This is a genomic window from Mesorhizobium sp. B3-1-6 (assembly GCF_006439555.1).
In the GTDB taxonomy this organism is placed as follows: domain Bacteria; phylum Pseudomonadota; class Alphaproteobacteria; order Rhizobiales; family Rhizobiaceae; genus Mesorhizobium.
The window spans coordinates 1-18,043 of sequence record NZ_VFTM01000009.1 but is presented as its reverse complement, the minus strand read 5'-3'; the positions used below and the strand labels follow the sequence as shown (position 1 = coordinate 18,043).

At 64.1% G+C, this 18,043-nt stretch carries 17 protein-coding genes and 1 other RNA gene; 4 read left to right on the top strand and 14 right to left on the bottom strand.

Going from position 1 to position 18,043, the window contains the following annotated elements; translation table 11 throughout:
* Positions 1–20: 20 nt before the first annotated feature.
* The 6 genes from FJ414_RS10005 to mraZ are packed head-to-tail and all read right to left on the bottom strand — an operon-like array spanning position 21 to position 6,552.
* Positions 21–1,454, bottom strand: a complete 1,434-nt coding sequence (locus FJ414_RS10005; protein WP_140644039.1) for a UDP-N-acetylmuramoylalanyl-D-glutamyl-2,6-diaminopimelate--D-alanyl-D-alanine ligase — start codon at positions 1,452–1,454, stop codon at positions 21–23.
* The gene (locus FJ414_RS10000) at positions 1,451–2,905 is read right to left on the bottom strand and encodes a UDP-N-acetylmuramoyl-L-alanyl-D-glutamate--2,6-diaminopimelate ligase (RefSeq protein ID WP_140644036.1); all 1,455 of its coding nucleotides are present in this window, start codon (positions 2,903–2,905) and stop codon (positions 1,451–1,453) included. Before FJ414_RS10000 ends, FJ414_RS10005 begins: the two co-directional genes overlap by 4 nt.
* A gap of 54 nt (positions 2,906–2,959) precedes the next feature.
* Positions 2,960–4,684 (bottom strand): penicillin-binding protein 2, encoded by a 1,725-nt coding sequence (locus tag FJ414_RS09995; RefSeq protein ID WP_140644032.1) that lies wholly within the window; start codon positions 4,682–4,684, stop codon positions 2,960–2,962.
* Positions 4,681–5,076 (bottom strand): hypothetical protein, encoded by a 396-nt coding sequence (locus tag FJ414_RS09990; protein ID WP_140644028.1) that lies wholly within the window; start codon positions 5,074–5,076, stop codon positions 4,681–4,683. Before FJ414_RS09990 ends, FJ414_RS09995 begins: the two co-directional genes overlap by 4 nt.
* Positions 5,077–5,080: 4 nt before the next feature.
* Positions 5,081–6,097 (bottom strand): 16S rRNA (cytosine(1402)-N(4))-methyltransferase RsmH, encoded by a 1,017-nt coding sequence (gene rsmH, locus FJ414_RS09985; protein ID WP_140644025.1) that lies wholly within the window; start codon positions 6,095–6,097, stop codon positions 5,081–5,083.
* The gene (gene mraZ, locus FJ414_RS09980) at positions 6,094–6,552 is read right to left on the bottom strand and encodes a division/cell wall cluster transcriptional repressor MraZ (protein WP_140644023.1); all 459 of its coding nucleotides are present in this window, start codon (positions 6,550–6,552) and stop codon (positions 6,094–6,096) included. Before mraZ ends, rsmH begins: the two co-directional genes overlap by 4 nt.
* Before the next feature lie 396 nt (positions 6,553–6,948).
* Between mraZ and FJ414_RS09975 the strand changes: the two genes are divergently transcribed.
* Positions 6,949–8,064, top strand: coding sequence for a cystathionine gamma-lyase (locus tag FJ414_RS09975; protein WP_140644020.1), 1,116 nt, complete (start codon positions 6,949–6,951; stop codon positions 8,062–8,064).
* A 9-nt stretch (positions 8,065–8,073) separates the two neighbouring features.
* Here the strand turns inward: FJ414_RS09975 and FJ414_RS09970 are convergent, their stop codons facing one another.
* The 7 genes from FJ414_RS09970 to FJ414_RS09940 all read right to left on the bottom strand — a co-directional run bounded on the left by FJ414_RS09970 (position 8,074) and on the right by FJ414_RS09940 (position 12,043).
* On the bottom strand, positions 8,074–8,367 hold the full coding sequence (locus FJ414_RS09970) for a type II toxin-antitoxin system RelE/ParE family toxin (protein WP_140644018.1): 294 nt from the start codon (positions 8,365–8,367) through the stop codon (positions 8,074–8,076).
* The gene (locus FJ414_RS09965) at positions 8,364–8,648 is read right to left on the bottom strand and encodes a type II toxin-antitoxin system ParD family antitoxin (RefSeq protein WP_140630896.1); all 285 of its coding nucleotides are present in this window, start codon (positions 8,646–8,648) and stop codon (positions 8,364–8,366) included. The genes FJ414_RS09970 and FJ414_RS09965 overlap by 4 nt, the downstream gene beginning before the upstream one ends.
* Before the next feature lie 154 nt (positions 8,649–8,802).
* Positions 8,803–9,199, bottom strand: an RNA gene (rnpB, locus tag FJ414_RS09960) — RNase P RNA component class A.
* A 125-nt stretch (positions 9,200–9,324) separates the two neighbouring features.
* A complete protein-coding gene (locus tag FJ414_RS09955; protein WP_140644015.1) occupies positions 9,325–10,029 on the bottom strand; it encodes a transglycosylase SLT domain-containing protein in 705 nt (234 codons plus the stop codon).
* A gap of 176 nt (positions 10,030–10,205) precedes the next feature.
* A complete protein-coding gene (locus tag FJ414_RS09950; RefSeq protein ID WP_140644013.1) occupies positions 10,206–10,982 on the bottom strand; it encodes an N-acetylmuramoyl-L-alanine amidase in 777 nt (258 codons plus the stop codon).
* Positions 10,979–11,698, bottom strand: coding sequence for a DnaJ family molecular chaperone (locus tag FJ414_RS09945; protein WP_140644011.1), 720 nt, complete (start codon positions 11,696–11,698; stop codon positions 10,979–10,981). Before FJ414_RS09945 ends, FJ414_RS09950 begins: the two co-directional genes overlap by 4 nt.
* A 132-nt stretch (positions 11,699–11,830) precedes the next feature.
* Positions 11,831–12,043, bottom strand: a complete 213-nt coding sequence (locus FJ414_RS09940; protein ID WP_027168700.1) for a hypothetical protein — start codon at positions 12,041–12,043, stop codon at positions 11,831–11,833.
* 176 nt (positions 12,044–12,219) lie between these two features.
* On the opposite strand from FJ414_RS09940, the gene FJ414_RS09935 reads away from it, so the two are divergent.
* From FJ414_RS09935 to FJ414_RS09925, 3 genes are read left to right on the top strand one after another with little or no spacing between them, the layout of a single operon-like run.
* A complete protein-coding gene (locus tag FJ414_RS09935; RefSeq protein ID WP_140644009.1) occupies positions 12,220–15,846 on the top strand; it encodes a hydantoinase B/oxoprolinase family protein in 3,627 nt (1,208 codons plus the stop codon).
* A 43-nt stretch (positions 15,847–15,889) separates the two neighbouring features.
* On the top strand, positions 15,890–17,188 hold the full coding sequence (locus FJ414_RS09930) for a DUF3419 family protein (RefSeq protein ID WP_140644007.1): 1,299 nt from the start codon (positions 15,890–15,892) through the stop codon (positions 17,186–17,188).
* Positions 17,185–17,850, top strand: a complete 666-nt coding sequence (locus FJ414_RS09925) for a class I SAM-dependent methyltransferase (protein WP_140644005.1) — start codon at positions 17,185–17,187, stop codon at positions 17,848–17,850. Before FJ414_RS09930 ends, FJ414_RS09925 begins: the two co-directional genes overlap by 4 nt.
* Positions 17,851–17,881: 31 nt before the next feature.
* On the opposite strand, the gene FJ414_RS09920 is transcribed toward FJ414_RS09925, so the two are convergent.
* Positions 17,882–18,043 (bottom strand): transposase (locus tag FJ414_RS09920; RefSeq protein WP_140644003.1); only part of this gene is annotated, 162 nt, incomplete at its 5' end.

The following is an 18,043-nucleotide window of genomic DNA, read 5'->3' as shown; positions in this document are numbered from 1 at the left end:
TCCGTCCCCCGGAGCCCGACCTAGGTCGGCTTAATGTTTGTGGCTTCCGCCGGAAATTTGCCGAGCAATGCCTCGACCAGCTTTGAAAACCCGATGCCTTTCGACGATTTGACCATCACCACGTCGCCGGGCCTGAGCGCGGAGATCACGATCGGCTTCAGTTCTTCCGCTTCCGATCGATACTCGGTTGCGATGTCTGACGGCAGGACGTCGGCCAGCGCCTGCATTTCCGGTCCGCCGAGAAAGACGTTGCGCGTGCCCGTGCCGACGATCAGCGCGGCAAGCGCCGCGTGGAGCTTGGCCGAATGGCTGCCGAGCTCCAGCATGTCTCCGAGCACCGCGATGCGCCGGCCCTCGCCCGAGACAGGCGTAGCGTTGAGCAGCGCCATGGCCGCCGCCATCGACGCCGGATTGGCGTTGTAGCTCTCGTCGATCAGCGTGATCGGCCCGTTGGGATGATGCAGGACATGGCGCCGGCCCCGCCCGCGCTCGGCCGAAAGATCCGCAAGCGCGGCCGCGACCTTGTCGAGGTCTGCGCCGACCAGTTGCGCGGCGCCGAGCACCGCCAGCACGTTCTGCACGATATGGCGGCCGGGCGCCCCGACACGGGCGGTCAGGTCCTTCTTGCCGAGCTTGACGGCGATGTCGGAATGGTCGGCATGAAGCTCGCAGCCGACAAGGCGGAAGGTCGAACGGGGATTTTCGCCGAAGCCGAAGACATGCTCGACCCCCGCCTCTTTCGCCATTTTCCCGAGCAGCTTCCAGCGTGGATCGTCGCGGTTGAGCAGCGCGGCGCCGCCGGGCTCGATCCCCTCGAAAATCTCGCCCTTGGCCATGGCGATCTCGTCGAGATTCTTGAAGAAGCCGAGATGGGCGGCGGCGATGATCGTCACGATGGCGACATGCGGCCTGACCATCTTGACCAGCGGCTTGATCTCGTCCGGATGGTTCATGCCGATCTCGAAGACCGCGTAGTCGCAGCCCTGCGGCATGCGCGCCAGCGTCAGCGGCACGCCCCAATGGTTGTTGAATGACTGCGCCGAGGCGTGCACCTTGCCAACCGCCGACAGCACATGGCGCAGCGCTTCCTTGGTGGTCGTCTTGCCGGCCGAGCCGGTGACCGCGATGATCCTGGCCTTCGAGCGGGCGCGGGCGGCCACACCGAGCTTCTCGAGAGCCGCAAGCACGTCCTGCACGACGATCATCGGCGCCGTCAGCCGACCGAGCGAAGGCAACTTGCCCTCGGCGACGACCAGCACGGCCGCTCCGGCCTTGACCGCGGCTGTCGCGAAATCATGGCCGTCCATCGCCTCGCCCTTGATGGCGAAGAAGGCGTCTCCGGGCGCAAGGCTGCGGCTGTCGATCGAAATGCCGGTGATGCCTTCCGGCAGCGAGCCGATCGGCCTGCCGCCCATGGCTTCGACCAGCGCTTCCGACGTCCACAGCAAACTCATGCGACGCGCTCCTTGAGCGCCTCGCGCACTTCCTCATGGTCGGAGAAGTGGAAGGTTTCGGTGCCGACGGTCTGGCCCTCCTCATGCCCCTTGCCGGCGACGATGAGCGTATCGCCGGCGCGAAGCATCGCAACCGCCTCGTGGATTGCCTTGCGGCGATCGCCGATCTCGATGGCGCCCGGCGCCGCTGCGAGGATCGCCGCGCGGATCGTTTCGGGCACTTCCGTGCGTGGGTTGTCGTCGGTGACGATGACGACATCGGCGAGCCGCGTCGCGATCTCGCCCATGATCGGCCTTTTTCCCCGATCGCGGTCGCCGCCGCAGCCGAACACCACGACGACGCGACCCGTGGTGAAAGGCCGGACCGAGGTCAGCACATTCTCCAGCGCATCGGGCTTGTGCGCGTAGTCGACATAGACGGGGGCGCCGGCGGCGGTGGTGCCGACGAGGTCGAGCCGGCCCGGCGCGCCCTGCAATTTTTCCAACGCCGCCAGGGCTTTGCTTGCCGGCGTTCCGGTCGAGATGGCAAGGCCGGCCGAGACCAGCGCGTTGGCGATCTGGAAATCGCCGGCCAAAGGCAGGTCGACCTCGTGCAGCACGCCGTCCGCCACGACCTCGGCGCGCTGGCGATGGCGCTCATGCTCGACCCGCTTGAGTGTCAGGAAATCGCCATGGCGACCGACGGTCAGCACCTTCAGGCCCGCCGCCTTTGCGGCCCTGATCGTGGGCTCCGACCACGGGTCGTCGGCAAAGACGATCGCGGGGGCGGCCTTCGGCAGCAACGTGTCGAACAGGCGCAGCTTGGCGCGGTGATAATCCTCGACCGTCGGATGATAATCCATGTGGTCGCGGCCGAGATTGGTGAAAGCGCCGGCCGCCAGCTTCACGCCGTCGAGGCGGCGCTGGTCGAGACCGTGGCTCGAGGCTTCCATCGAGGCGTGGGTGACGCCTGCATCCGCCAGTTCCTTGAGCAGTCGGTGCAGCGCCACCGGATCGGGCGTCGTCAGTGAGCCATATTCGTTGCGGCCGGGCGCAACGACACCGGTCGTGCCGATCGAAGCGGCGGCAAAACCCGCCTGCTCCCAAATCTGGCGGGTGAAGGCCGCGACGGATGTCTTGCCGGCAGTGCCGGTGACGGCAACCATGGTCTGCGGCTGGCGCCCGAAGAAGCGCGCCGCGCTGAGCGCCAGCGCCAGGCGCGGATCATCGACGGCGAGAACCGGGACCGACAGGCCGGAGACGGTCGTGCCCCGGCCGGTGACGATCGCCGCGGCGCCTCGGGCCGCGGCATCAGCCGCATAGGTCGAGCCGTCGGCCTTGCTGCCGGCAAGGGCGAAGAAGACGACGCCGGTCTTGACCGAGCGGGAATCGGAGGAAAGTCCGGTCACCTCCAGATCGCGGGAAGCTGTTCCCTCGACAGGCAGGACACCGGCTAGATCTTTTAGATGCATTGAGTCCCGTTCACCGCAACAAAATAGCGCGCAGTTGCCGGCGCGCCCCAAGAATCACTGATAGGAAACCAGCGTTGCACCATTTTCATGGCTGAAATCTGGCTTCACGCCAAGCATGGCCGCTGAGCGCCTGATGATGTTGCCGGCCATAACCCCCGCATTGTTGGCGGCAACGTCCGTCATCCCGGGCTTTTCCGGATGCGGGGCGTCGGCGATCGTGAACACCAGAAATTGCGGATCGTCCATCGGGAAGGCGGCGACGAAGGTGTTGAAATTCAAGTCCTTGGAGTAGCGGCCGTTGATGACCTTCTCGGCCGTTCCGGTCTTGCCGCCAACGCGGTAGCCGGGGACCCTGGCATTTCTGGCCGAGCCCTTCTCGGCGTTGAGCGTATAGAGGTAGCGCATGCCTTCGACCGTCTTGTCGCTGACCACTTTCTTGGCCACCGCCATTGCATCCTGCTCGCTGCGCACCAGAAATGTCGGCTCGATCAGATAGCCCTGCATCAGCGCCGCGCAGCCGACGGCAGCCTGCAGAGGCGTCGTCGACACGCCATGGCCGAAGGCGATGGTGAACGAGTTGACCTGTTTCCAGACCTTGGGTTCGGTCGGGCGGGCGACTTCCGGCAGTTCGGTCTGCATCCTGTCCAGAATGCCGAGGCGGTGCAGGAATTCGCGGTGCCCCTCGATGCCGACGAGTTCGGCCTCCCTGGCCGACCCGATGTTGGACGAATAGAGGAACACTTCCGGCAGCGACAGCACCCGGTTCTTGCCATGGAAATCGTGGATGGCCTGATGGCCGACCCGGATCGGATGCGACGCGTCGAAGCGACTGTTCATCGTCGCCTTGCCGGAATCGAGCGTCATGGCCGAGGTGAAGCTCTTGAAGGTCGAGCCCATCTCGTAGAGACCGGCCGACATACGGTTCAGCCGGTCTTTTTCCTGGGCGTTGTAAGGATTGTTCGGGTCGAAGTCCGGCACCGAGGCCATGGCCATCACTTCGCCCGTCTTGATGTTCAGCACGACGGCGCCGGCGCCCAGTGCGCGATAGCGCTCCAGGCCGGCAGCGATCTCGTCGCGCACCACATGCTGGACGCGCAGATCGATCGACAGCTTGACCGGCTTGAGATCCTTGGCCACCGCGAGCCCCGACGCCTGCAGGTCGCTCAGCCCCTGCTCGTCGATATACTTCTCCATGCCGGAGATGCCCTGGTTGTCGATGTTGGTGAGGCCGACGATATAGGACGACGTCTCGCCGCTCGGATAGAAGCGGCGCTTTTCGGTGCGGAAGCCGAGGCCGGGGACACCCAGCGCCATGATGTCGGATTGCTGCTTCGGCGTCAGCTGCCGCTGCAGCCAGACGAAGCCGGCGCCGCTCTTGAGCTTGCGATAAGTCTGCTCGTAATCGATCTCCGGCAGCACCGTCGAGAGTTTCTCGATCGCCTCGTCGGCGTCGACGATGCGGCGAGGCTCGGCAAACAGCGACGCCGTCTTGATGTCGGTCGCCAGCACCTCGCCATTGCGATCCACGATATCCGGACGCGATGCCGTGACCCGGTTCTCCGGGCCGCCGGAAAGATCGGGATTCTGCATGCCGAGATAGACGAGCCTGCCGGCAATGGTCGAATAGATGGTGAAGAACACCGCCATCGTCATGACGATGCGCGTCCTTGCCTTGCCGCCAGTCGCCTTGCGCGCGGCGTCGACGACGATCGAGCCATCCTCAGCCTGCTTCTTCCGGCGCTTCAGCAGGTCGCCGATCCTTGGAAGCCCACCGATCATTGAACGGTGCTCCCGGTGACCACCGGATCCTTGTCTTCAGAGGGCTCCTTCCCGGAATTGTCGGCCATGCCGCCAAGCCGCTGCCAGGAGAGGTCCTCGATGGTCAGGGGTTTCACGGGGATGTCGTCGAGGCTGCCGATCTGGTGCGCGTTGACCGGTTCGAGCCCGAGCTGGCTCTTATAGACATCGGCAAGCTTCTGCAGCCGCGACGGCTGGGTGAGCAGGCTCCAGTCCGCCTTGAGGAGATCGATCGTCTCTTCCTCGTAGTGGATCTGCGCCTGGATCTTCTGCACAGCCGCCTGTTGTTCTTCGGCTTCGCGCTTCGTCTTGTAGGTCAGGGCGGCGGCCGAGACCATGACGGCGATCAGGACTATGTCGCTGGTACGAAACACGTGCTCACCTCTCTCCCGGCCGCTCGACGGCGGGAAGCTTTGGAAGGCCGAAAATCGAAAAGTCGCCGGCGCGCGCTGGGGCATCGGTGCGTATCGCCGCGCGCAGCCTGGCCGAGCGCGCGCGCGGATTGGCCTCCGTCTCGGCCTCTCCCGGCGTCACGCCGCCGCCGGCCTTGCGGAAGGTGGCAATGCGCACGGGCGCGTCGGGCATATGCCGCGAGCCGCTGGCTGCTTCGGAACGGTCGGCGATGAAGCGCTTGACGATGCGGTCTTCCAGCGAATGGAACGTCACCACGGCGAGCCGTCCGCCGGGTTTCAGCGCCCGCTCGGCGGCCAGCAGCGCTCTTGCCAACTCGCCAAGCTCGTCATTGACGAAGATGCGCAGCGCCTGGAAGACGCGCGTGGCCGGATGGATCTTGTCCTTCGGCCCTCTTCCGATATGCGTTTCGATGGCGTCGGCGAGATCGAGCGTGCGCTCGAAAGGCCTCTTCTCGCGCCGGCTTTCGATCATGCGCGCGATGCGGCCGGCATGGCGCTCCTCGCCGAGAAAGCCGAAGATACGCGCAAGGTCGCCCGCCTTGAAGGTGTTGACGACATCGGCGGCGGAGAGACCCGCCTGCGCCATGCGCATGTCGAGCGGCCCGTCGGCGCGAAACGAAAAGCCGCGCTCGGCTTGGTCGAGCTGCATGGAGGAAACGCCGATGTCGAGCACCACGCCATCGGCGCTCTCGACATGCTCGTCCAGCGTCGAGAACGGCGCCTGGACAAGCCTCAGTCGGCCGCCTGCCCGTTCTTCGAGCGCCCTGCCCGCCGCGATTGCGTCCGGGTCGCGGTCGATGGCAACGACGGAAGCGCCGCGATCGAGGATGGCGCTGGTGTAGCCGCCGGCGCCGAATGTCCCGTCGACGATCGTCTCGCCGGCCTTCGGTGCGAGCGCGTCGAGCACCTCGGCAAGGAGGACCGGAATGTGACGGGCCAGTCCGCCAACGGCGTGGGGGTCATCGCCGTGGCCAGCCATCATTCCGATCGCTCCCCGGGCTTCGTCCCCTGCCGAAGCTGCAAAAGCCTGGCCCGCGCCTGCGCCCCATAGGCGGCAAGCCGTCCCGGCTCCCAGACTTGAAAGAAATTGCCGCGGCCGACAAAGGCCACCTCGTTCGAGATGCCCGTGTGCTCGCGGATGAAATCGGTCATGGTGATGCGGCCGTCCTGGTCCAGCTTCAGAAACGTCCCGTCGCCATGGCAGAAGAACGACATGTCGTCCGCCGTCTGCAGGAACGGGTCCTCCAGCGCGATCCGCTGCTCGTAGCGATCGAGCAGGTCGAGCCCACCGACATCCATCGCCGACAGGTCCAGGCAGCGCAGCGCGTAGAGTTCCGAATAGCCGCGTTTCTGCACCACGGCGCGGAAATGCGCCGGAACGGACACCCGCCCCTTCGCATCGATCCTGCTCACGGTGTTCGACAGAAACCGGTCCAATAAACTCTACAGCCGCTGACGCCGCTGCACCCCTCATGTTGTTCTCCGCGCCCTCGCCGCGCTTGCGGCAAATCGCTTCATTCACCGGGGCGAAAACCGACAAACGCACAGCCGCCGCGGCTGCCCGATTGGCGTACGCTTCACCCTGACGCGGAACGAAAGCTTGATGATGCGAATGGGATATCATGGGGTACTATGGGCGTCAACGGGAATAGGTATCACAAACACGCGCACTACAACCAGAAAGCGCAGGCTGAAGGCACGTCTCGTCTTTATCGTCTATTAAGCCTAACGAAGCGTTTAGAGCCCTCTGGCCCAAAAAGACGCGGCTTGATGCGCACAGCCGGCGCGCATAGCGTCCGTTGAGGTTTTCTGCCCTAGCCAAGGATCCAACTGATGTCCGACACTGCGAAGTCACGCGCCGCGACACTTGCCCATCTGCGCAGCGCCGATTTCGCCAAGGGCGACCCCATCCCCTTGCCGCTGACCATGGCTTCGATCTTCCACGCGCCGGGCGACGCGACGGGCTTCGATCAATACGGCCGCTTCAGCAATCCGACCTGGCATGCGGTCGAGCATGCGCTTGGCCATCTGGAAGATGCGCAATGCGTCGCCTTCCCGTCGGGAATGGCCGCGATTTCCGCGGCTTTCTTCGCGCTCGTCAAATCGGGCGACCGCATCCTCTTGCCTTCGGATGGCTATCACACGACGCGGGCCTTGGCCGAGCGTTTCCTGAAACCGCTCGGCGTCGCCTATGACGAGAGGCCGACGGCAAGCATGCTCGATGGCGGCTTCGCCGGCTACCGGGCGGTCTTCGTCGAAAGTCCGTCGAACCCGCGACTGGACATTTGCGACATCACCGCCGTCGCCAAGGCCGTGCATGCGCAAGGAGGCACCTTGGTCGTCGACAACACGACCATGACGCCCTTCGGCCAGCGCCCGCTTGATCTTGGCGCCGACATCGTGGTCTCTGCCGACACCAAGGCGATCAATGGCCATTCCGACGTGCTCTTCGGCCATGTCGCCAGCCGCGATCCCGACATTGTCGCCAGGGTGAAGGATTGGCGCGAGACGGCCGGCGGCATCCCCGGTCCGTTCGAGGCCTGGCTCGTACATCGCGGCCTCGAAACGCTGGAAGTGCGTTTCGACCGCATGTGCTCGTCGGCCGAAACGATCGCACGCCGGCTGAAGGACCATCGCGCCGTCAGCGGCCTGCGCTTTCCGGGACTCGAAGGCGATGCCTCGCACAATCTGGCGCGCGCCCAGATGGAGCGCTTCGGCTTCCTGATTTCCTTTGAACTCGCCTCCGAAGAACAGGCCGAGGCGTTCATCGACGGCTGTCGGCTTATCGAAGCGGCAACGTCCTTCGGCGGCGTGCACACATCGGCGGAGCGGCGCTCGAAACGCGGCGATGCCGTGCCGCCCGGCTTCGTTCGCCTGGCGATCGGCTGCGAGCCGGTCGAGGAACTGTGGCAGGCGATCGAGGCGTCCCTGGACAAAGTCGCCAGCTGAGCAGATCTGTCACGGGTTCACATCATCCGCTTCGATCTTGCGTCGACCGTGTAATACGCGGACAATCTCGATCGCATCGTGATCGACCCGGTACAAGGTAAGGTATTCGCCAACCACCAGATGGCGGATACCGGGCGCGATATCGTCGCGTGGAGCACCTGAAAAAGGATGCGGGCCGAGCAAGCTCCACCTCCTCTCCATGGCGTCTACGAACCGGACCGCGGCATTGGGACTATGGCTGGCGATGTAGTCGCCGATGTCTTCGAGATCGACCGCCGCTTGAGGAAGCAGCCGATATCTCACTCTTCGAAGCCTTTCGCTTCAGCCATCTTGCGATATTTGGCACGCGCTCGTTCGATGACCGACGGACCGTCGAGGGCCGGCCCGCTGTCGATCCCCTCCTGCACCAGTTTCCGCAGCTCTTCGACGCTGTAGCCGAGCAGATCGCGCCGCTCCTTCCATTGCCTGAGCGCATCGCGGATCACTTCGCTGGCCGAGGCGTATTCGCCAGCCGCGACCACATCGTCAACCGCGGCTGCCAGCTCCGGCGAAAGTGTGATGCTGCGTTTGTCGACCTGGCCCATGATGCGCTCCTGTTCCTCCTTCAAGGTACGATTTAATCGCACCAGCTTCAAGGAACAGGTCATCGCGTTCAGGGCGATTGCGCCGCACGTTGAATCAAAAGGCCCGCCTTCCGGCGTAACCTTCTGATTTCCTAACGCTACCGCACTTTGGAAAAATGCCAGCTGGCCTGTAAGCCGGGTTCTGTATGGCCCTCACCTTGCGGCGAGAACGTGGCGGCCATTCATCTTGGGCGCATGTTGCCATGCGCCTCACGCAACCTACCCGGACGGTGGGCCGGAAACAGCCCTCGAAGGTTTCCCCTCGCACCGCCCCTATTCGGTTTTGCTCCCGGTGGGGTTTGCCCTGCCGCTTCTGTTGCCAGTCGCGCGGTGGGCTCTTACCCCACCCTTTCACCCTTGCCCCGGCAAATGCCGTGGCGGTTTGCTTTCTGTGGCACTTTCCCTGGGGTCGCCCCCGCCGGCCGTTAGCCGGCACCGTGTCTCCATGGAGCCCGGACTTTCCTCACCCGCAACCTTTCGGTTCTCGCGGGTGCGGCCGCCCGGCCAGCTGGCAAGCGCGTATAAAGGGATTCCCGCCCGAAAACGCAAACGAAAAAGCGCCCGGATGCGCAGCGGTTGGGACAACGACGTGCATGAAGCAGATACGCGTTGCCCAAATCCACTTCGGTGGGCCGGCTTAAGCCGGCGAACCCAGCGCCGCCATCTGCACCTTCACCTTGCTGCAATAGGCGGCCGAAACCGGATTCATCCGCCTGGCGCCGTGACCGGCATTGTATTTCAGGATTGTGCCGCAGGTAGTGCCGCCGCCGAGACCCTGCGCCATCGCAAGATACTTCATGCCGAATTTGATGTTGGTGTCGGGATCGAACAGTCCCTTGGTCGAACCGGAATAACCCATCATACGCGCTGTGGCCGGTTTGATCTGCATGAGGCCGATCTCGCCGGCGCTGCCGACCAGGCTCGGCCTGTAGTTGCTTTCGATCTTGATGACGGCTTTGGCCAGCGACACCGGCACGCCGTAGCTTGCGGCATAGCGGGCAACGATCGCCGAATATTGGCCCCCGCCGGCCGCGGCGGGCGCCGCCGGTGCGATCTTGCCGGTGTTGATAGAAGCGGTCGTGGTGAGATCGATCGCCTTTCTGCCGCGTTTGGCACGCTTAGCCGTCGATTTCCCCGCCCTGGTCGCGGCGGCTTTCTGCACCTTTGCCGGGGCTCTCTTGATCTTTGGCGTTTTGCTGCCCGGTACAGCCTTGCTCGTTATGGGGGCAGCGGCAAGGCCATTATCCGCCCGAAGGCTTAAAGGGGCGCTGCTTGCCGGATTGAAGGCAAAACTTATCACTCCGGCAGCAACAGCTGCCGCTACAACGGTCAATTTTTGCATGTAGTCCTGTTCTGTTAGAACCGCGCGAAGAATTTCGCGCAGCTGTGCCAATTCAACATCGGAACATCCGAGGAGATAGATGCCCGACGACTTGCGGGAGAGGCATTTGAAGGCGGAATTGGCGGCAATGAAGGCGACGCAATTCACTTTAAATGACAGATTGTAATTTAAGGAACTTATCGCGACCCCTTGGCGGGGGCTGCCTTTACGGAAGCGACGAGCCTTTCCAGCGTGCGGAGCGTCGAATTGTCCGCTGCACCATCCACCAGCCGCCGCCGGAAATGTCGCTGGAAGGCCGCTACCACGATTTCCGTCCGCTTGTCGTAGATACCCGACATCTCGACGCCATAGCCATAGAGCGCCAGCATCGACTGCAGCGCCTCGACATCGGCGCCGGTATCGCCGGCCTTGAGCGCGGCGCCGGGCTTTATCGGCGCCGCCGGCACGAGGTGGCCGACGCCCGCCACGAACAGCGCCTTCCACGGAAATTTTTCGCCAGGGTCGACCTTGCGGCCCGGGGACACGTCCGAATGCGCGAGCACCCTTGCCGCGGGGATCGAATAACGGCTCACGATGCCCGCGCACAACTCGACCACGGCATCGATCTGTCGCTTCGGAAAAGCCTTGTAGCCCAGCGAATGCCCGGGGTTGACGATCTCGATGCCGACCGAACAGGAGTTGATGTCGGTACGCCCGAGCCAGGAACTCTTGCCGGCATGCCACGCCCGGTCGCTCTCGCGTACCATCTGGACGATGCGGCCGTCCTCATGAACGAGATAATGCGAGGACACTTCGCTCGCCGGGTCGCATAGCCACGCCTCGGCGCCGGCGCCGCTTGCCATGCCGGTATAATGCAGCACGATCATGTCGGGTCGAAGCGTCTCGCGGCGCGGACCGAAATTCGGCGACACCCGGACCTCGGCGCCTGGCTGGTCGGGCAGGAACCCGCTCATACGTGTCTGAGGCCCCGCTCGATCATCTCATAGGCGGCGTTGATCGCCGCGACCCTGGTCGTGGCGATCTTGATGAATTCCTGCGGCAAGCCGCGTGCGATCAGCCTGTCGGGATGATTGTCCGAGATGAGCTTGCGGTAGCGTTTCCTGATCTCCTCGAACGGCTTGCCGCGCTCGATGCCCAGAATGACATAGGGGTCGGCGGCGCCGAGATCGACGTGCCGCGACAAGATCGCTTCGTAATGCGCCTCGTCGATCCGGAAGATCTCGGCGATGCGATGCAGGAACTGGCCCTCATGCTCATGAATGAGGCCATCCGCCTTGGCGATATGGAACAGGCCGTCGAGGATATCTTCCAGCATCATGCAGTTGGCATGGCCGGACCCGCAGAGCTGCGCCATGCGCTGGGCATAGATCTCGAAGCCGGCGACGTCCTGCTTGGCGATGTTGTAAAGCCGCGCCACGTTGCGTGTCTCGCTCGGCGGCACTTCGAAGATTTCCTGGAAGGCGCGCACCTCATCCTGCGTGACGATGCCGTCGGCCTTGGCCATCTTGGCCGAGAGCGCGATCATGGCCACGGAGAAGGCCACGCGCCGGCGCAGGTCCGGATCGCCCGAAAACACGGTGCGCACGGCTTCCACGACATCCGCGACGCCCGAGGACGCCGACGACGAAACACGAGCGATGAAGTCGCCAAGACGGTCCCAAATCGACATGCCGGCTTCATAGTGCGAACCGGGCGGTTCTATCAAGCCTGGACGATGCCGCAGGCGATCCGCTGCGCGGGATCGAGGGCGAAAAGGGAAGGCCGGCAAGGCCGGCCTTCCTCGATATTGTCTGTCAGGCTCTTACTGCGCAGGCGCGGCAGGAGCCGGATTTGTTGCCGGAGCCGGTTCAGCGGGCTTCGAAGCGTCGGGCGAAGCCGGCTTCATGGGCTGCTCGTTGGCCGGCGGATTGGTGCTTTGCGTGGTGGTATTGTCGGTGCCGGTGCCACTGTCGCTGCAAGCCGCGACCCCCAGCAGGGCGAGCGCCGAAACAGACGCCAGAATGAGCTTCTTCATGATATCTCTCCTTCAACAGACGCTCACATTTCGGTGAGCGGTCGCAAGGGAAATGCATCAGCAGGCCCGCCGGTTTCGTAACGTTGCATTTCCATGTGTAACATCAACTTGCGATTGCTGGCGCCGAAATCCCGAACTAACAGAACATACGCTCGAAGACATGATGGATAAGCAAAATGCCGGCAGCCACGGGGACTGGGAAATGGGACTTCTGGATCGACCGCGGTGGCACCTTCACCGACGTCATCGGCCGTGACCCGCAAGGCCGGCTGCATCCCCGAAAACTCCTGTCCGAAAATCCCGAGGCCTATGCGGACGCCGCCATCCAGGGCATCCGCGACCTGTTGGGGTTGAAAACCGGCGCCGCCATTTCCGCAGACGCGATCGGCGACGTCAAAATGGGCACGACCGTTGCCACCAATGCGCTGCTCGAGCGCAAGGGCGACCGCGTCCTGCTGCTCATCAGCAAGGGTTTTCGCGACGCCTTGCGCATCGCTTACCAGGCGCGGCCGGACATCTTCGCCAAGGAGATCATCCTGCCGGAGCAGCTTTACGAGCGCGTCATCGAGATCGACGAGCGCGTGCGCGCCGACGGCTGCGTCGAGCGCCTGCTCGACATCGCGGCCTGCCGCCCGGCGATCGAACAGGCCAAGGCGGACGGCATCGACGCGGTCGCCATCGTCTTCATGCATGCCTGGAAATATCCCGACCACGAAAAGGCCGTGGCCAAGGTTTGCCGCAAGATCGGCTTCAGCCAGATCTCGGTCTCTCATGAGGTCTCGCCGCTCATCAAGCTGGTCGGCCGCGGCGACACCACCGTGGTCGACGCCTATCTGTCGCCGATCCTGTCGCGCTATGTGCAACGGGTGGCCGGCGAACTTGGCGCCGGACCGCGCCTGATGTTCATGATGTCGTCGGGCGGTCTTACCGCCGCCGACCTGTTCCAGGGCAAGGACGCGCTGCTGTCCGGCCCGGCCGGCGGGGTCGTCGGCATGGTCGAGACGGCGAAGCTCGCCGGCTTCGAAAAGGTCATCGGCTTCGACATGGGCGGCACCTCGACCGACGTCGCACATTATGACGGCGAATACGAACGCGCCTTCGACACCGAGGTCGCCGGCGTGCGCATCCGCGCGCCGATGATGCGCATCCACACGGTCGCCGCCGGAGGCGGCTCGATCCTGCACTATGAAGCGGGCCGCTTCCGCGTCGGCCCGGATTCCGCCGGCGCCAATCCCGGCCCCGCCGCCTACCGGCGCGGCGGTCCGCTTGCCGTCACCGACGCCAACGTCATGCTCGGCAAATTGCAGCCCGATTTCTTCCCGGCGATCTTTGGCGCGGGCCAGGACCAGCCGCTCGATGTCGGCACGGTTGGCGAAAAATTCGCCGCACTTGCCGCCGAAATCGGCGACGGCCGGACGCCTGAGGCGGTGGCCGAAGGTTTCGTCACCATCGCCGTCGAGAACATGGCCAACGCCATCAAGAAGATCTCGGTGCAACGCGGCTACGACGTCACCGAGTATCTCCTCAACTGCTTCGGCGGCGCCGGCGGTCAGCATGCTTGCCTGGTTGCCGATGCGCTCGGCATGGAAGCCGTGCTCATCCACCCCTTCTCGGGGCTGCTTTCCGCTTATGGCATCGGCCTCTCGTCGGTCTTCGCCTCGCGCCAGCAGGCGCTGCTGGAGCCGCTCGCGGACGCATCCAGGCCGGCGATCGAAAATCTCATAGCCGCCCTGCGCGGGGTTGTGGTCGCCGAACTTGTGTCTCAGGGCATCGCCGAGAGCGGGATTACCGCCAGGCCAATCCTCCAGATCCGCTACGATGGCACCGACACGGCTCTGCCGGTGAATTTCGAGCACGGCTCGATCCTGCGGGCGAAGGACGATTTCGAGGCCGCGCACAAGGCGCAGTTCGGGTTCGTCTATGAAAACAAGCCGATGATTATCGAGGCTGTAGGGGTGGAGGGCAGCGATGCCGGCGGCGCGGGCCGCGCGGAAACCGAAGCGGAGTTGCAGGATCTTGCCGTTGTTCCTTCCGAGAAGCGGAAAATATTCGCCGAAGGCGAATGGCGCGACGCCGGCGTCTTCCGTCGCGAAGCCCTTAGGCAGGGCAACAAGGTTGCCGGCCCAGCCCTGATCATCGAACCCAACCAGACCGTTGTTGTCGAACCGGGCTGGCAGGCCGAGATCACCGCAAAGGACCATATTCTCCTGCGCCGAACGAGCAAGAAACGACGGCAGGCCGCACTCGGAACCGAGGCCGATCCGGTGATGCTTGAGGTCTTCAACAACCTCTTCATGTCGATCGCCGAGCAGATGGGCGTGACGCTGCAGAACACTGCCTATTCCGTCAACATCAAGGAACGGCTCGATTTTTCCTGCGCCGTGTTCGACCGCCATGGCGCACTGGTCGCCAATGCGCCGCACATGCCGGTGCATCTGGGCTCCATGGACCGCTCGGTCGAAACAGTCATCCGCCTGAATTCGGCCGACATCCATCCCGGCGACGTCTTCGCCCTCAACGCGCCCTATAATGGCGGAACGCATTTGCCCGACATCACCGTGGTGACGCCTGTCTTCGACGATGCGCGCAAGGAGATCCTGTTCTGGGCTGCCTCGCGCGGCCATCACGCCGATGTCGGCGGCACCGCGCCCGGCTCGATGACGCCGCTTGCGACTACGGTCGATGAGGAAGGCGTGCTGTTCGACAATTTCCGCATCGTCGACCGCGGCCGCTTCCGCGAGACGGAGCTGGAGACGCTGCTGACCGACCACCCCTACCCCGCGCGCAATCCGGCCCAGAACATCGCCGACCTGAAGGCACAGATCGCCGCCAACGAAAAAGGCGTGGCGGAGCTGCGCAAGATGGTCGCGCATTTCGGGCTCGACGTCGTCGAGGCCTATATGGGCCATGTCCAGGACAATGCCGCCGAGAGCGTGCGCCGCGTGATCGAGCGGCTCCCCGACAGCGCGGCATACGAATACCCCACCGACACCGGCCAGGTGATCAGGGTGAAGATCACCGTCGACCGGCAAAAACGCGAGGCGACCGTCGATTTCACCGGCACGTCGCCGGTGATGAAGAACAACTTCAACGCGCCGGAGCCCGTCGCCCGCGCCGCCGTGCTCTACGCCTTCCGCGTCATGGTCGAGGACATGATCCCGATGAATGCCGGGTGCCTGAGGCCGATCAACATCGTCATCCCCGAAGGCTCGATGCTGAAGCCCGCCTACCCGGCCGCCGTTGTCGCCGGCAATGTCGAGACCTCGCAGCACGTCACCAATGCGCTGTTCGGCGCGATGGGTGCGATTGCCAACGCGCAAGGCACGATGAACAACCTCACCTTCGGCAACAAGAAATACCAGTATTACGAGACGATCTGCTCCGGCTCGCCGGCCGGCCGGATGAATTCGGGACGCGGCTTTGCCGGCACGTCCGGTGTCCATACCCACATGACCAATTCGCGCCTCACCGACCCCGAGGTGCTGGAACTGCGCTTCCCCGTCGTATTGGAGGACTTCCACATCCGCGAAGGCTCAGGCGGCAAGGGCAAGTGGAACGCCGGCGACGGCACCAGGCGCACCATCCGCTTCCTCGAAAAGATGGAATGCGCGATCCTGTCCTCCCACCGCAACCGGCCGCCCCAGGGCCTCGACGGCGGCGGCGATGGCGAGGCGGGCTCGACCAAGGTCAGGCGCAATGACGGATCGGTCGACGTCTTGAAGGCCTGCGACCAAACCACGCTCGATGCCGGCGAGACCGTCATCGTCACCACGCCGACGCCGGGAGCATTCGGAAAAGCGTGAAATCAACGTCAGCTTGCCGTCAACAGGCTGTCACCTGCCTGTCATGCCGCTGCGCTACCCGCTTGCGCCAACGCAAATGGGGAATCACCTTTCCATGTCGGACGTATCCGGAGAACTCGTTTATCGTCGAGGCAAGGAAGTCGGAAAGGCGGTCTACCAGAACCGGCCATTGTCGAAGGACGGCATTTCCGAGCGGTTGTTCGCCTTTCTGTTCTCCGGCCTCGTCTATCCGCAGATCTGGGAAGACCCGGATGTCGACATGGAGGCCATGCAGCTCGGCGCGGGCCACCGCATCGTCACAATCGCCTCGGGCGGCTGCAACATCCTGGCCTACCTGACCCGCTCGCCGGCCAGGATCGATGCCGTCGATCTCAATGCCGCGCACATCGCGCTGAACCGCATGAAGCTGGAAGCGGTGCGCCACCTGCCGTCGCAGGGCGATCTCTTCCGCTTCTTCGGCGCCGCCGGCACCAGCCACAATTCCGACGCCTATGATCGCTTCATCGCGCCGCATCTCGATGCGGTCAGCCGCCACTACTGGGAGCGCCGCAGCTGGCGCGGTCGCCGCCGCATCTCGGTCTTCGACCGCAACTTCTACCAGACCGGCCTGCTCGGCCTCTTCATCGCCATGGGCCATCGCGTCGGAAAGCTGTTCGGTGTCGACCCGGCCGGCATCATGAAGGCCGAGAACATCGGCGAGCAGCGCCGTTTCTTCAACGAGGAGCTAGCGCCTGTTTTCGACAAGAAGCTGTTGCGCTGGGCGACGTCGCGCAAAGCTTCGCTGTTCGGCCTCGGCATCCCGCCGGCCCAGTACGATTCGCTGATCACCTCCGGCGACGGTTCGATGGCGAGCGTGCTCAAGGCGCGCCTGGAAAAGCTCGCCTGCGACTTCCCGCTCAAGAACAACTATTTTGCCTGGCAGGCCTTTGCCCGACGTTATCCGCAACCCGGCGAGGCGGCGCTGCCTGCCTATCTGGAACAGAGCAACTACAAGACGATCCGCGACAACATCGACCGCGTCGCCATCCACCACGCCAACCTGATCAAGTTCCTGGGTGCCAAGGACGCCGGCAGCGTCGACCGCTTCGTGCTGCTCGACGCGCAGGACTGGATGACCGACGACCTGCTCAACGCACTGTGGACCGAGATCACCCGCACGGCTTCGGCCGGCGCCCGCGTCATCTTCCGCACCGCGGCCGAGCCCAGCCTGCTGCCCGGCCGCGTCTCCAGTTCGCTTCTCGACCAGTGGACCTACGAGGGCGATGCCTCGCGCGAATTCTCCGCAAAGGACCGCTCGGCGATCTATGGCGGCTTCCACCTCTACGTGAAGCGCGCCGCATGAGCACGACGGAGCTGCCTGCCAGCCATGCCGAACTGATGGACGGCGTCTACCGCTGGCAGCGCCACATCTACGACCTGACCCGCAAATACTACCTGCTCGGCCGCGACCGGCTGATCGACGGGCTGGACGTGCCGCATGGCGGCACCGTGCTGGAGCTCGGCTGCGGCACCGGCCGCAACATCGTGCTCGCCGCCCGCCGCTACCCGGACGCCCGCTTCTTCGGTTTGGATATCTCGACCGAGATGCTGGAGACGGCGAACACGACCGTCGCTCGCGAAGGTCTCACGGACAAGGTCAACCTCGCACGCGGCGACGCCACCGATTTCGACGCCAAGGCTCTTTTCGGCATCGAGCATTTCGACCGGGTCTTCGTCTCCTATTCGCTGTCGATGATCCCCCGCTGGGAGAATACCGTATCGGCTGCCCTCGCCGCGCTCGCGCCCGGCGGCTCGCTCCACATCGTCGATTTCGGCCAGCAGGAAGGCCTGCCACGCTGGTTCAGGGCGTTGCTGCGCGGCTGGCTGCGGAAATTCCATGTCACGCCGCGCGCCTCGCTGCGCGACGTGCTTGAATCGGAATCGCAGCGCACCGGCGCAACCTTCCGTTTCAGAACGCTTTATCGCGGCTATGCATATCTCAGCGCGATCGGACTTTCGAAATAGCAAGCGCTACTAGGCGGTGGTGACGATTTAACTATTTGAGCCAGATGGCGATAGCGGCGAGTTTGACGAAGCCCATGAAGTTGGCGAGCAGTTTGTCGTATCGGGTTGCGACGCGCCTGAACTGCTTGAGCTTGCTGAAGAAGCGTTCGATTCGATTTCGCTCCTTGTAGAGATCACGGTCGTAGGGTCGCTG